Origin of the sequence: Rubrivirga halophila (genome assembly GCF_046845755.1) — a bacterium.
Classification (GTDB): domain Bacteria; phylum Bacteroidota; class Rhodothermia; order Rhodothermales; family Rubricoccaceae; genus Rubrivirga.
Genome location: NZ_CP177357.1, coordinates 3,309,937 through 3,323,607 on the forward strand (window position 1 = coordinate 3,309,937; position 13,671 = coordinate 3,323,607).

Annotated in this window: 14 protein-coding genes; all 14 read right to left on the reverse strand. The window is 74.0% G+C overall.

Features of this window, described 5'->3' with window-relative positions; all coding sequences use genetic code 11:
• Positions 1 to 6: 6 nt before the first annotated feature.
• The 14 genes from flhA to ACLIRP_RS14540 all read right to left on the reverse strand — a co-directional run bounded on the left by flhA (position 7) and on the right by ACLIRP_RS14540 (position 13,285).
• Positions 7 to 2,058 carry a flagellar biosynthesis protein FlhA gene (flhA, locus tag ACLIRP_RS14475; RefSeq protein WP_412061171.1) on the reverse strand — a complete coding sequence of 684 codons (2,052 nt, stop codon included), beginning with the start codon at positions 2,056 to 2,058 and terminating at the stop codon, positions 7 to 9.
• Positions 2,059 to 2,188: 130 nt separating this feature from the next.
• Positions 2,189 to 3,259 (reverse strand): flagellar biosynthesis protein FlhB, encoded by a 1,071-nt coding sequence (locus tag ACLIRP_RS14480; RefSeq protein WP_412061172.1) that lies wholly within the window; start codon positions 3,257 to 3,259, stop codon positions 2,189 to 2,191.
• A 175-nt stretch (positions 3,260 to 3,434) separates the two neighbouring features.
• Positions 3,435 to 4,205 (reverse strand): flagellar biosynthetic protein FliR, encoded by a 771-nt coding sequence (gene fliR, locus ACLIRP_RS14485; RefSeq protein WP_412061173.1) that lies wholly within the window; start codon positions 4,203 to 4,205, stop codon positions 3,435 to 3,437.
• A 63-nt stretch (positions 4,206 to 4,268) separates the two neighbouring features.
• Positions 4,269 to 4,538 (reverse strand): flagellar biosynthesis protein FliQ, encoded by a 270-nt coding sequence (fliQ, locus tag ACLIRP_RS14490; RefSeq protein ID WP_412061174.1) that lies wholly within the window; start codon positions 4,536 to 4,538, stop codon positions 4,269 to 4,271.
• Between the two features lie 96 nt (positions 4,539 to 4,634).
• Positions 4,635 to 5,315: a flagellar type III secretion system pore protein FliP gene (fliP, locus tag ACLIRP_RS14495; RefSeq protein WP_412063721.1), complete on the reverse strand. Its 681-nt coding sequence runs from the start codon at positions 5,313 to 5,315 to the stop codon at positions 4,635 to 4,637.
• Between the two features lie 214 nt (positions 5,316 to 5,529).
• A complete protein-coding gene (locus ACLIRP_RS14500) occupies positions 5,530 to 6,384 on the reverse strand; it encodes a flagellar biosynthetic protein FliO (RefSeq protein WP_412061175.1) in 855 nt (284 codons plus the stop codon).
• A 305-nt stretch (positions 6,385 to 6,689) separates the two neighbouring features.
• On the reverse strand, positions 6,690 to 7,073 hold the full coding sequence (locus tag ACLIRP_RS14505; protein WP_412061176.1) for a flagellar motor switch protein FliN: 384 nt from the start codon (positions 7,071 to 7,073) through the stop codon (positions 6,690 to 6,692).
• Positions 7,070 to 7,960 (reverse strand): FliM/FliN family flagellar motor switch protein, encoded by an 891-nt coding sequence (locus ACLIRP_RS14510; RefSeq protein ID WP_412061177.1) that lies wholly within the window; start codon positions 7,958 to 7,960, stop codon positions 7,070 to 7,072. Before ACLIRP_RS14510 ends, ACLIRP_RS14505 begins: the two co-directional genes overlap by 4 nt.
• 65 nt (positions 7,961 to 8,025) lie before the next feature.
• Entirely contained in the window at positions 8,026 to 8,508 is a 483-nt protein-coding gene (fliL, locus tag ACLIRP_RS14515) for a flagellar basal body-associated protein FliL (protein ID WP_412061178.1), read from the reverse strand.
• Complete coding sequence (locus ACLIRP_RS14520) at positions 8,495 to 9,220, reverse strand: flagellar motor protein MotB (RefSeq protein ID WP_412061179.1); 726 nt, start codon at positions 9,218 to 9,220, stop codon at positions 8,495 to 8,497. The genes fliL and ACLIRP_RS14520 overlap by 14 nt, the downstream gene beginning before the upstream one ends.
• Before the next feature lie 3 nt (positions 9,221 to 9,223).
• Positions 9,224 to 10,006, reverse strand: coding sequence for a motility protein A (locus ACLIRP_RS14525; RefSeq protein ID WP_412061180.1), 783 nt, complete (start codon positions 10,004 to 10,006; stop codon positions 9,224 to 9,226).
• 207 nt (positions 10,007 to 10,213) lie between these two features.
• Positions 10,214 to 11,443 carry a flagellar hook protein FlgE gene (locus ACLIRP_RS14530; RefSeq protein WP_412061181.1) on the reverse strand — a complete coding sequence of 410 codons (1,230 nt, stop codon included), beginning with the start codon at positions 11,441 to 11,443 and terminating at the stop codon, positions 10,214 to 10,216.
• A gap of 149 nt (positions 11,444 to 11,592) precedes the next feature.
• Positions 11,593 to 12,387, reverse strand: a complete 795-nt coding sequence (locus ACLIRP_RS14535) for a flagellar hook assembly protein FlgD (RefSeq protein ID WP_412061182.1) — start codon at positions 12,385 to 12,387, stop codon at positions 11,593 to 11,595.
• Between the two features lie 13 nt (positions 12,388 to 12,400).
• The gene (locus ACLIRP_RS14540) at positions 12,401 to 13,285 is read right to left on the reverse strand and encodes a hypothetical protein (protein ID WP_412061183.1); all 885 of its coding nucleotides are present in this window, start codon (positions 13,283 to 13,285) and stop codon (positions 12,401 to 12,403) included.
• Positions 13,286 to 13,671 lie beyond the last annotated feature (386 nt).

Consider the following 13,671-nt stretch of genomic DNA (forward strand, 5'->3'; position numbering starts at 1 on the left):
CAGGGGCTAGGGCAGGCTGATCTGGGCCTCCACGTCGACCGGCGCCTCGGGCACCAGGTCCTGGTAGCTCAGCACCGACACGTCGGCCACGGCCGGGTCGAGGAAGGCGAAGAGCGTGGCGCGGAGCACGGGGGAGGTCAGCAGGATGGGGGGCCGTCCGTCGGCGATCAGCGGGGTGAGTTGGGCGTCGGCCTCGGCCTGGAACCGGGCGGCGCGCTCGGGGTCGAGCCCGAGCGTGGCCGGGTTGAGGTCGCCGGCCTGGGCCCTCTCTAGCAAGTGGTGCTCCAAGGCCGGGTCGAGGACGACGACGCGGAGGCGGCCGTCGGCCCCGGCGTAGTGCTCGGTGAGCGTCGGGGCGAGGGCGGCGCGGGCGAACTCGGTCAGCACCTCGGGGCTCTTGGTGGTCGCCGCGCGGTCCGCGAGCGCCTCGAGGATCAAGACGAGGTCGCGGATGGGGACGCGCTCGCGCAAGAGCCCCTTGAGGACGCGCTGGATGGCGCCGACCGAGAGCTGGTCCGGGACCAGCTCGGCCACGAGCGCGGGCGCCTGCTCCTGCACCTTGTCGAGCAGCTCGCGCGTGTTCTGGCGCGTCAGCAGGCAGTGGGCGTGGGTGCGGAACGTCTCCAGCAGGTGCGTCGCCACGACGGCCGGCGCCTCGACGGTCGCCAGCCCCAGCCGCTCGGCCTCGGGCAGCGAGCGCTCGGCCACCCAGACGGCGTCGAGCCCGAAGGTCGGGTCGGTCGTGCGGATGCCCGGCGGGACCTCCTCGTCGGGGTCGAGCAGGAGCGCGAGGTGGTAGCCCGGCAGGGCCTCGCCCCGAGCCACCGGGTTGCCGCGCAGCTTGACCACGTAGTCGTTCGTGCCCAGCTCGGCGTTGTCGCGGATGCGGACGGACGGGACCACGACGCCCATCTCGACGGCCAGCTGGCGCCGCAGCATGGCCACGCGCTCCAGCAGGTCGCCGCCCTGGTTCGGGTCCACCATCGCGATCAGCCCGTAGCCGACCTCGAGCTCGAGTTCATCGACGAGCAGCAAGTCGGCGGGCTCGGGCTCGGGTGTGGGGCCCGCCTCCGGCACCTGGGCGTCGGCGTGGGCCTCGTCGGCGACGACGTTCGCGCGGCGCAGGGCGACAAAGCCGATGCCGCCCGCGAGCGCCCAGAACGGGGCGAGCGGGAGGCCGGGCAGGACGCCCAGGAGCGCCATGAAGGCGGCCGTCACGAACAAGGCCTCGGGGCGGCCGAGGAGCTGGGCGCTCGCCTCGCCGGACAGGTTGCCCTGGCCCGAGGCGCGGCTCACGATCAGGCCGGCGGCCGTCGAGATCAGGAGCGCCGGGATCTGGCTGACGAGCCCGTCGCCGATGGACAGGAGCGTGAACGTCTGGGCCGCCTCGCCGGGCGTCATCCCGTGCTGGGCGACCCCGATGATGAGCCCGCCGATGACGTTGATGGCCGTGATGACGAGGCCCGCCATGGCGTCGCCGCGGACGAACTTCGAGGCGCCGTCCATGGCACCGTAGAAGTCGGCTTCGCGGGAGACATCGGAGCGGCGCTGCTTGGCCTCGTCCTCGCCGATGAGCCCGGCGTTGAGGTCGGCGTCGATCGCCATCTGCTTGCCCGGGAGCGCGTCGAGCGTGAACCGGGCGCCGACCTCGGCGATGCGGCCCGAGCCCTTCGTGATGACCACGAAGTTGATGAGCACCAGGACGATGAAGACGATCGCGCCGACGACGTAATTCCCCGACACGACGAACTCGCCGAACGCGTCGATGAGCGCGCCCGCCCGGGCCTCGCCCAGGATGAGGCGCGTCGAGGCCACGTTCAACGACAGCCGGAACAGCGTCGTGAGCAGGAGGAGGCCCGGGAAGATGCCGAAGTCGAGCGGCCGCTCGGCGTAGAACGCCGTCAGCAGCACGGCCAGGCTGATGGCGATGTTCGTCGCCAGCAGGAAGTCGAGGAGGAAGCCGGGCAGCGGCACCACCATCACGAACAGCACCAGCACGAGGCCGACGGCCGCGAAGACCTCGCCGTTGAGGCGGAAGACAGGGGGGCGGTCGGTCACAGCGGGCGTCGGGCGGAGATCGTGAGGGGGGCCGCCGCGGGCCTGCGGCGGGTGGCGCGCCGGGCGGTCGCCCGACCGGGGCGGGCGGGGCACGGCAGCGAGCCGGGGCGGAGCCGAAAAGGGAGGCGCATCACGGGGTCCCTCGCTGGCGGTAGACCTCCGCGAGGACGGCCGCGACGGCCTGGTAGAGCGCCTCGTCGATAAAGGCGCCCTCGTCGACGGTCGCGTGGAGCGCGCGCGCGAGCGGCACGTCCTCGACGGTCGGCACGCCGTTCTCGGCCGCGAGCGCCTTGATGCGGAGCGCGCGCTTGCGCATGCCCTTGACGAGCACCTTGGGCGCGGGCCCTTCGGCCAGGTCGTACTGGAGCGCGACGGCGTAGTGCGTCGGGTTGGTCACGATCACGTCGGCCTTGAGGACGGCGTGGTCGAGGCGCGGGCCCGAGGCCCGCTCGCGCGCGATCGCCCGGCGCTTGCCCTTGAGTTGGGGGTCGCCCTCGGACTCCTTGCCCTCGTCCTTGACCTCCTGGAAAGTCATCTTGAGGTCCTGGGTGTGCTTCCACTTGCCGAAGGCGTAGTCGGCGCCCGAGATGAGCGCGAGCACGAGCAGCATCTGGGCGACCATGCCGGCCGCCCACCCGCCCGCCGCGCCGATGCCGGCGTCGAGCGGGATCGCGTGGAGCAGCAGGATGTCGGGCAGCCACGCCCGAAGGGCGAGGTAGACGACGGGCCCGACGGCGACGACCTTCGCGAGCGCCTTGCCGAGCTCGAAGACGCCCTTCGAGGAGAACAGCCGCTTGGCGCCTTCCATGGGCGAAATCCGGCTGCCCTTGGGCTTGAGGGGCTTGGTCGAGAACGTCCACCCGCTCTGGGCGATGTTGGCGCCGAGCGCGACCAGCACGAGGGCCAGGAAAAACGGGCCTACGACCCACATCACGTCGCCGCCGATGCGCGCGAGCACGTCGGGCACCGACGCCGGGGTGAGGACGGCGTCCGGCGCCTCGGCAAAGATCCGCGCCGTCATCTGGTGGAGCGTGCCCATGGCCCCGCCCATGCCGACGGCGAAGACGCCCATCGCCGTCGCCAGCAGGGCGACCGAGGCCAGCTCGCGCGAGCGGTAGACGTTGCCGTCCTCCATCGCCTTCTTGAGGCGCTGGGGCGTCGCGTCGAACTGCTTGTCGCTGCGGTCGGGGGCGTCGGACATGGCGGGGGCCGGTGGAGCCCGCCCCCTTGCACGGCCTGTGCCAGCCCTCCGACGCGCCTCAGGCAACCCTCAGCGGCCCCGCGGCGGGCTCGCGCGGCACAAGGCGCCGGGCACCGGAACGGTTTGCCGCGTGTGCTCGGCGTCCGCTCCTCACCCCGGCACAGCGGCGAGCGAGCTAGGGCGCGATGGCGGCGAACAGGGCGTCGAGGCCGGCCGTGGCGCCCTCGACGAGGCCGGGCGCCAGCGGCACCAGCGTGCCCACAAAGGCCGAGGCGATGGCCATGCCTGCCAACAGCTTGAGCGGCAAGCTGATCGAGAAGAGGTCGGCCTGGGGGACGACGCGCGCGAACACACCGAGCGCGACGTCGACCAGGAACAGGGCGACCAGGAACGGCATCGCCAGGCGGACGGCCGTCACGAAGAAGCCGCCGGTCCACGATAGCAGGAGCGGCCCGCTGGCGGCGAGGTTCGCGCCGCCGAGTGGGACGGCCGCGAACGACCGCGCCAGCCCGGCGACGACGGCTTGCGGCCCGTCGAGCGCGACGAACAGGACCAAGAACAGCCACGAGACCATCTTGCCCAGCGGGTTCGCCGACGACCCGCTCATGGGGTCGAAGGCCTGGGCCATCGACAGGCTCATCTGGAACCCGATCATCTCGCCGGCGAACTCGACGGCCCAGAACACGAACCGGATCGCATAGCCCATCAGCAGGCCCGTCAGCGCCTCCGTCGCGACCGCCAGCAGGAAGCCGACGGGGTGGTCGGCGTGGGCGGGCAGCGGGTCCGTCGCGAACCCGGTCAGGATCAGGCTCAGCAGCACGCCCAGCAGCACGCGCGCCGTCACCGGGACCCCCTTCTGCCCGAACACCGGCGCCGACGCCAGCACGCCGCTCACCCGTGCGAACACGAGCGCGAGGCGGATCAGGGAGGCGGGGTCGAGGGCCATGGGCGGGATGCGGGATGAGGACTGGAGGGATGGGCAGAGGGCACATGCCTCCATCCCTCTCCCCTAGTGCGACACCTCGGCGATGGCGCGGAAGACCTCGCCCGAGAAGTCGGTCAGCATCTCCAGCATCCAGGGCGACAGCAGAAAGAGCACGATGGCCACGGCGAGCATCTTGGGGATCATGCTCAGCGTCATCTCCTGGATGGAGGTCATGGCCTGGAACAGGCTGACGGCCAGGCCGACCGCGAGCGCCACGCCCAGCAGCGGCGCCGCGACGGTCAGCGCCAGCGTCAGCGCGGTCTGGGTCCAGTACAGGGCGGTTTCAGGAGTCACGGAGTAAGGGGTGACGAGTGATGGGTGATGAGTTGGGAAGCCAGTGGAAGGGGAGGGAGACGAGCACCCTGCCCATCACCCATGACCCTCCCCTCATCACCCCAAATAGCCGCGGACGACGGACTCGACGATCAGGAACCAGCCGTCGGTGAGCACGAAGAGGAGGAGCTTGATCGGCAGCGAGATCATCACCGGGGGCAGCATCATCATGCCCATCGACATGAGCACGCTCGCGACGATGAGGTCGACGACCAGGAACGGCAGGAAGAGCATGAACCCGATCTGGAAGGCCACGCGGAGCTCGGAGATGACGAAGGCCGGGACGAGCACGTGGAGCGGCACATCCGCGGCCGCGGCGACTGGCGGGAGGTCGGCGAGGTCGAGGAAGAGGACCAGGTCCTTGTCGCGCGTGTGGGCCAGCATGAACCCCTTGATGGGCTTCGAGGCCACCTCCAGCGCCTCGCGCTGCTCGAGCTGGCCGTCGAGGTAGGGCTGGAGGGCGCCCTCGTCGATCTCGGCGAAGACGGGCTGCATGACGAAGAACGTCAGGAACAGCGAGAGCCCGATGATGACCTGGGTCGGCGGGCTCTGCTGCATGCCCATCGCCGTCCGCAGGATCGAGAACACGATGACGAGCCGCGTAAAGCTGGTCATCAGGATCAGGATCGACGGCGCCAGCGTGAGCACCGTCAGCATCAGCAGGAGCTGGACCGGGAGCGCGTAGTCGCCGTCGTCGGTCAGCGTGACGCCGGGGACGGGCGACGAGGCGCCGGACATCCGGCCGACGCGCCGGGGCGGAGCCGGACCGGCGCCGTCCTCGACGGGCGCCAGCTCGCGCGCGGCGGGCGCGAGCGGCTGGGTCGGCGCGCCGGCCTCGGCGTCGGCGACGGCCTGGTCGGTGATCTGCTGGGCGACCGTGAGGTCGTCGGGCGCGATCGCGGGCTGGGCGAGCGCGGGGGCCGCGAGCGCGAGCAGGAGGAGGAGCGCTGCGTTACGCATGGGCCCCGCCGAACTGGGGGAGCCCGACGGGGGCGGCGGTCCAGGGGAGGCTGGCGGCCGGAGCCGGTGCGGTCTTGCGGTTCCCTTCCGGGACAGGAGGGGCCAGGCTCGGTGGATCGAGGAGAGCGATACGCTCGGCCGCCCCTTCACCCTGCCCCTCTCCCACGGGGAGAGGGGACATCCTAGGCAAGGGGCTGCTGGCGACCGGGTCTGGGCAAGCGGCCTCGGGCGGCCCGCCGGCGATCGCCAGCGCCTCGGCGAAGGTGGGGTACGCGGCGGGCTCGGCCGAGGGCACGACGACGGGGCGCGGCGGGACAGTGAGGACGACGGGCGCCGGGGCGGACGCGAGCGGGTCGGCAGGCGCGAGCCGATCGGCCTCGGCGAGCGCGGGCGCGCCGTCGAAGCGGTCGCGTGGCCAGTGGCGCAAGACGCGGGCGCCGTCGGCGGCGACGCTCACCAGCAGCACCTCGTCGGCGCAGGCGACCAGCTGGAGGGCGGGCGTGGCCCCGAGCGGGCGGCTCTCGAGCACGTCGAGGCGGCGGGCGGCGGCCGACGCGGGGCGGCGGCGGCGGAGCGCGAGGGCGCCGAGCCCCCCGCCCACCAGCAGGACGACGGCGAGCACGCGCCCGCCGGTCCAGGTTTCCGGGCCGCGGTCCGGGGCGGAAACGGCTTCCGCCCCCGCCTGCACATCCTGCCGGGCCGGCGGGGCCGGGCGCGACGGGCCGACCATCTTGCCGGCGACGAGGAGGGCCACCAGCAGCACGGCCAGGACGCCCGCGCGGCGCAGCGGGGCCCGATCGAGCGGGAGCGCGGCGAGGCGGGCGCGGAGGTCAGAGGGAGCGGTCATGCGGGCGGCGGCGGGGGCTGTCCTCCCTGTTGCCAACCACGTGCCGGGGCTCGCCTCGGCGGTCCCCCCCGTTGGCGCCAGCGGGGCCACGCGGCGGGCGTCCGCCTGGCCGAGGCCGCCGGTCGTCGCCGACCGCCCCGCCCCTCCACAGCTGACTCTCGCTTGCGGCGTCCCCTCGCCCTCCGGGAGGGAAGCCGGCTACAGGCGCCGTACCGATCGCAAGCGCCTCGGCGGCCGGCGCAAGCCGGGGCCTCGCGCCCGCACGGCGGTGCTCGCGGCGGGCGGTCGGACGGGGCGCCCCTCCCCTACCCCATCTGCTGGATGCGGATGCCGAACTGGCCGTCCACCACGACCGCGTCGCCGCTGGCGATGCGGCGGCCATTCGCGTAGATCACGAGCGGCTCGCCCGCCAGCGAGTCCAGTTCGATAACGCTGCCGACCTCGAGCCCGGCCACCTGGGAAAGGGGCAGGCGGCGACGGCCGAACTCGACCGTCAGCTCGATCTCGATGTCCGCCAGCATCCCCAGGGGCCCGTTCGGGAGGCTGGCCCCGGGGAGGTCCGGGCGGCCCGAGAGGTCGGGCAGCGCGCCGAGGGGCTGGTCGGCCGAAGGGGAAGAGACGGGGGCGGCGGCCGCCTCGGAGGCGGCAATCGTCTCGGGGGCGGTCGTCTCGGGGGCGTCGGGCGTCACGGGGTCGGGGGGATGTGGGGGAGGGTGAGCACTTCGAGGGCCATCCGGCTGCCACGCGTGCCCGGACGAGCCTCGAAGCGGAGCCGGTCGGCGATCCAGACCGACGCGGGCGCGTCGTGCGCCCGGTCGAGGGGGATCACGTCGCCCACGGCCAGGGCGTGGAGGTCGCCCACGGGCAGGCGGACGCGGCCCAGCTCGGCGCGCACCTCGACGGCCAGGTCGTCGACCGGCGCGGGCGCGGGGGCCGCACCGGGGGCGGCCGCGGCCAGGCCGAACAGGACGCGCAACGCGGGGATGGGGTACGTCAGCGAGAGGCGCGTGGCCCCGCCCGCCAGCTCGAGGGCCAGCGAGACCACCACCACGGGCGCCTCGTCGCCGCCCAGCAGGGGGGCGACGGCCTCTGGCGTGGCGGCCGCTAGCGCCATCGGGGGCGAGCCCCAGGCGTCGGCGAGGGCCGCCGTCAGGTGCGGGAGCCAGTCCCGCACGACGATGGCTTCCTCCAGCGCCGAGAGCGGCCGCGACGAGCCGGCGAGGGGGTCGGAGCCGCCGAGTTGACGCTCGACCCAGAGCAGCGCGAGGTCGGCGGCGAGGTCGAGCACGATGCCCGGGCCGCCGGGGCCGAGGCGTGCCGTGAAGGCGGCCATCGGCGTGGTGCGGCTGTTGCCGACGTCCTGGGCCTGCACCTCGGCCACCCCTTCGCAGCGGACCACGACCGGCTCGTCGAGCGCGCTGCTGAGCGCCGCCGCGAGTCGTTTCGTAAGCCCGGCGTGCACCTCGGCGATCGTCCGGATCTGGCGGTCGGAGCACGCGACCGGACGCGCAAAGTCGTAGGACCGCGCGTCGGCGGGCGCCCTGGCGCGGACGATGGGGTTGAGCTCAGCGGACATGGAGGTGGGGGGACGGCCACCCCCACGCAAGGACTGGGCCAGACGCCGCGCCGTGCCCTCCGGACCTACTGCAGCACGTACTGCGTGAAGTAGATCCGCGTGATGGGTCCGTCTTCGCCCAGCATGGTGTTGAACTGGGTGCGGATGTTCTCTTTGAGCGAGTCGCGCAGCGTGATGTCCGACAGCTGCTCGACGGTCTCCGAGCTGAGCAAGTGGTGGACGGCGTCGACCGCGGCGGGCTGGAGCTCGTCGAGGCGTGCCAGGGTCCTCTCCTCTTCGGCCTCGACACCCAGCTTGATCATCAGGTAGCGCCGCCCGCCGGTCCCTTGGGGGTTGACGACGATGGCGTCCAGCTCGGCAAACACGCCGAACTCGGCCGGGTCCGGAGCCGCCGTCGAGTCGGGCGGCGCGTTGCCGGTGAGTTGGAGGAGGGCCTCGGGCTGAGCGACGGCCACGGCGCCGCCGGCGCCGATGAGGAGCGCGAGGACGGGGATCAGAAAGGCCTTCTTGGAGCGGGGGGCCTTGACGGGGGCGTCAGCGTCGGGCATCGAACAGGGGAGCAAAGTCGGCGTCGTCGCCGGGGGTGGAGCGGAAGAGGACGGAGATGCGGCGGTTGCGGGCGCGGCCCTCGGGGATGTCGTTGGGCGCGCGCGGGCGGTGCTCGCCGAACCCGACGGCCGCGTAGCGGTCGGGCGCGAGCGCCGACGAGTCGGCGGCGAGGAACCGGACCACGGCGGCGGCGCGGGCCGCCGAGAGCTCCCAGTTCGAGGGGTAGACGGCCGACGCGATGGGCACGTTGTCGGTGTGGCCCTCCACCTCGACGCCGCGGGCGACCGTCGCGCCGGCGGCGACCACGGCCAGGACGGTGGTGGCCGGGCCGTCGAGGGCGGCCGAGCCCGGCGCGAACCCGATCGAGTCGACGAAGGTGACGCGGATGCCGCGCTCGGACAGCGCCAGCTCGACGGCCGCCCCCAGGCCTTCCTCCTCGACGCGGCGAGAGATCTGCTCGAAGGCGTCGGCGTCGGCCCGGGTGTCCTTCTCGGCGGCGATCCCGATGATGCCGGGCGCCAGGCCCTCCTCCTGCATCACGCCGGTCCGGCCGGTAAAGTAGCTGAGGGCCTCCTCGAACTTTTTGACCTCGACCGACGACATCGCCACCAGCATCACGAAGAACGCCAGCAGCAGCGTCATCATGTCGCTGAACGTCGCCATCCAGAACGGCGCCGACGGCTCTTCGTCTTCGAGGAGGGCGGGGTCCATGGCTTAGGCGGCGCGGCGGAGCGGGGCGGGGTCGTCGGCTTGGCCGTCGCCGCCGGTGTAGGGGGCCAGCTGCTGGGCGATGGCGGCGGGGGCCTCGCCCGTGAGCAGGCCGATCGCCCCGATCCGGATCATCTCGTGGGCCTTGGCGCGCGCCAGCATCTGGGTCCGCGCCTTGCCCGCCATCGGCAGGAACACCAGGTTGGCCAAGAGCGCCCCCCAGAACGTCGTGATCATGGCCACGGCCATCGCCGGGCCGATCGCGGACGGGTCGTTGAGGTTCTGGAGCATCTGGATGAGCCCGATGAGCGTGCCCACCATCCCGAACGCCGGGGCGTACATGCCGGCTTTGTTGAGGAACGACGTGAACATGGCGCCGGGCCGGGCGGCCTCGCTGGCGAGCGTCTTCAGGGTGGCCTCGGCGCGGTCGGCGGGGATCCCGTCGATGGCCATCTCGAGGGCGCTCGTCAGGATGGGGTCGTCGACCTCGGCGAGGCGGGCGTCGAGCGCGAGCGGGCCGTCGCGGCGGGCCGTCCGCGCAAAGTCGGCGAGCTGCTCGGCGAGCGCGTCGTAGTCCGGCATCGCGAACCCGAAGAGGCCCTTCGCGCTCCCCAGGCACAGCTTCATCTCGTCCATGGTGAACGTGACGAGGAGCCCGGCGAAGGTCCCCCCGACGACGATCAGCAACGACTTCGGGTCGAAGAAGGTCGAGGCCCCGTCGCCCATGGCGACCGAGCCGAACACGAGGACGAGGCCGGCGACGAGGCCGATGGGGGTAGACTTTTCCATGCGCGGGGGGAGACGGAGCCGTTTTCGACGCCTGGCCGGGCGGCTCCACGCCGCCCCCCTTCGGACCCGGCGAGCAGGAACGCTGGCGTGCCGTCCCGCCCGTCTGTTTGGGCCGCCGGCCGGCCCGTGCGCTGCCCCCCGACACACCAACGGCGGCTCCGGACCACCACGTCCCGGAGCCGCCGTCGTTAGAGCCGACGGTGCGGCCTATCGCTTGAGCTGGACCGTCTCCTGGAGCAACTCGTCCGAGGTCGTGATGACGCGGGCGTTCGCCTGGTAGCTCCGCTGGGCGACGATCATCTCGGTGAACTCCTGGGCGAGGTCCACGTTGCTCGACTCCAGCGCGCCCGAGATGACGCCCGCCGCGATCTCCGAGCCGGCCCGGCCGATCTGGAGGTCGCCCGAGGCGGCCGTCGTCGTGTAGAACCCGTCGCCGACCTGGCTCAGCCCGTCCGGATTGCCGACCATGCCGACGGCGAGCTGGGCGACCGACCGGCGCTGGCCGTTCGAGAACGAGAGGACGAGCGTGCCCGCCTGGTCGAACCCGAAGTCGACGAGCTCGCCGACGGCCGCGCCGTTCTGGCTCTCGACGGCCGTGGTCGTCGAGCCGCCATACTGGGTGACCGTCGACAGGTCGAGGTCGAAGGCGAGCGCCGAGCCGTCCGGGAAGGCGCCCGTGATGTCGACGGCGCCGCCGGCGGTGAGGTTGCCGTCGGTGTCGAAGGTGAGGTCGCCGTTGGCGATCGTCAGGTCGGTCTCGGTGTCGCCGTCGATCAGCTTGGCGCCGGTCACCGACCACTCGCCCTCGGCCGTCTTCTCGACCTCGAACACGGCCGTGTAGGCGCGGCCGGTGCCGTCGTAGATCACCGACGACATCGTGACCGGGTCGTCGGGGTCGACGGCGCGGTCGGAGGCGAGGTTGCCCGCGACGGTGATCTCGGTCGTCTGGACGGGCGGGTCGCTCGCGTTGGGGTCCACCTGGATGTCCTGGAGCGCGCCGGTCTGGATCGAGCCGTTCGGGCCCGCCAGCCAGCCCTGGACGCGCAGGCCGCCGGTCGTCACCAGGAAGCCGTCGGCGTCGAAGAGCGTGGCGCCGTTGCGCGTGAGCACGTTGCCCTGGGCGCTGGAGGCCACGAAGAAGCCGTCGCCCGCGATCGCGAGGTCGGTCGCCAAGTCGGTGTACTCGAGCGCGCCCTGGCTCCAGACCTGGTCGACGGCCGAGACGGAAACGCCGTTGCCGACGTCGGAAGTCATCGAGGTGTTGTGGCCGATGAGGCGGCCGCCGGTCGAGACGTTCTGGGCGAGGGCGTCCTGGAACAGGACGCGGGAGCGCTTGAAGCCGGCCGTGTTGACGCCGGCGATGTTGTTGCCGATGACGTCGAGGCGGAGCTGGCTGCTGCGGAGACCGGTGATGCCGGTGCGGAGGGAGCGGATCATGGGAGCGGGGGATGGGCCGGACGGGGGCGTCGCGGCGGGGGCCCTGGCCCCGGACGGGGCGGCCTCGGACGAGGCGGGGAGCGGGCCGGGAGAAAGCGGAGGGCGCCGGGGCGGCGCGGTCGGTCAGGTCGGCGGTCGGGTCATGGGCGTCAGCGGGGGATGTCGAAGGTGCCTGTCGAGCCGGGCTGGGAGGCGCCGGACGTGGGGGCCGCGTCGGGCAAGACGGCGAGCAGGCTGCCGAAGGGGAACGCCCGGCCGCCGATGGAGAGGAAGACGCCGTCGCCCTCGACCGACAGCCGCTCGACGGCCCCGGTCGTGACGGCCGTGGCGGGCACGGCCTCGCCGCCGGCGCCGACGGCCGAGACGTCGATGGTGTAGGCGCCGTGGGGGGCCGCCGAGCCGTCGTCGAGCGCGCCGTCCCAGGTCATCGAGAGGTCGCCCGCGGCGTGCCCGCCGACGCGGATCGTGCGGACGGCCGCGCCGCTGGCGTCGCGCACGACCGCCGTCACCTCGCGGACCTCGGCGCCCACGCGGACGGGGATCTGGGCTGCGGCGCCGCCGCTCCACTCGACCGTCGCGCCGCTCATCTCGACCGTCTGGCCGATGAGCGCGGTCGCCGAGCCGAGGTCGATGCGGTTGGAGAGCGCGCCCGACAGGGCCGTCTGGCCCGCGCGGAGCCCCTCGACGCCGGACGACAGCGCCGCCAGCTGGCGGGCCTGCCCCTGCACCGACTCGTTGATGCTCGTGAGCTGCTCGACCTGGGAGAACTGCGCCAGCTGGGCGGCGAACTCGTGGCCGTCCTGTGGGTTCGTCGGGTCCTGGTTGCGGAGCTGGGCGACGAGCAGTTGGAGGAACTCGTCGCGCCCGAGATCGGGGCCGCCAAGGGCGCCGGCCGAGCTCGCGGAGCCCGCTTGCTGGGCGGCGGAGGCAGAGGAAACGGTCATGGGGGGGCGGGGCTTAGCCGAACCACTCGTACCGGCCGGTGACGACCGGAGCGGGCGAGGGGGTGGCGGGGGACGAGGACGGGTCCGAAGAGACCGAGGGCTGGCCGGTGGAGCGGTCGCCGGACGCGGTGTCGCCGTCGGCGCGGCCGTCGGCCGAGGCCGAGGTCGCGTCGGCGATGGTGAGGTGGACCGGCTCGCCGAAGTGGGCGTCGAGCACCTCGCGGAGCTGGGCGGCGTGCGCGCCCGCCAGCGCCTGGAGGTCGGGGTCGCTAAAGCGGACCGAGACGGCGACGCCGTCGGCGCCGGAGGCGGCCTGCAGGCGGACCGAGCCGCCGTCGGGGAGGTCGAGCCGGACGGCACGGCCGCCGGCGGCGTCGAGCGCGCGGCCCCACGCGGGGGCGGCGAGCCGGGCCACGGCGGGCGACCGCGTCGGGGCGGAGGGCGAGGCCGGCGCGGCGCTGGCGGCGACGCTCTCGGGCGTGTCGGCCAGACCGGCGTCCGGCGCGCCCAGCTCGGCCTCGTCGCTGGCGACGGCCGCGAGCGCGGCGGCGACTTCGGCGGCAGGAAAGGGCCCGGGCGCGAAGCCTGCCGCTAGCGTCGACGCAGCGGTCGGCGCGGCGATCGGCATGGCGGTCGGCGTGGCGGTCGGCGCGGCCGGGGCGGCCGGGGCGGTCGGGGGCGGCGGCCCGGGCGGCGTCTCGCTGGCGGAGGGGTCGGGCGGGAGCGCGGTCGGCGGCTTGGCGACGGGGATTCCACGGCCACCCAGCCGGAGCGGCCCGGCAGGCGGGTCGGGCGCAGCAGGCACGTCAGGCGCGCCGGGACGGGAGGGGGCCGGCGGCGCCTCGGTCGCCGGCGTGTCGGTGGGGACGGGCCCCGGGTCGACGGGCGCCGGCGGCACCGGGCGAGAAGGGGCCGGGCCGATCGGCCGAGAGGGCGCTGCCAGCGGCGCGCGGGCCGTGCCGCGCGGGTCGGCGGAGGGCGGGCGCTCTGTCAGCGGCGTGCGCGCCGTGCCGCGGGGGTCGGCGGGGACCGGGCGCTCTGTCAGCGGCGTGCGCGCCGTGCCGCGCGGGTCCGTCGCGATCGGGGCCAGGGGCCGCGTGCCCGGGTCGGGGTCGTCGGGACCTGCGAGAGGGCGGCGCGTCGGGTCCGGCGCCGAGACGGGCTTGGCCGAGGGGGCCTCCCCCCCCGCGGTCCGTACCGACGGCCCGGCGGCGTCCGACGGGGCCTCGGGGGCGGGCGTTTCGCGGTCGGGCGAGGCGGCGGCGGGTACGCCCCCCCGGTCAG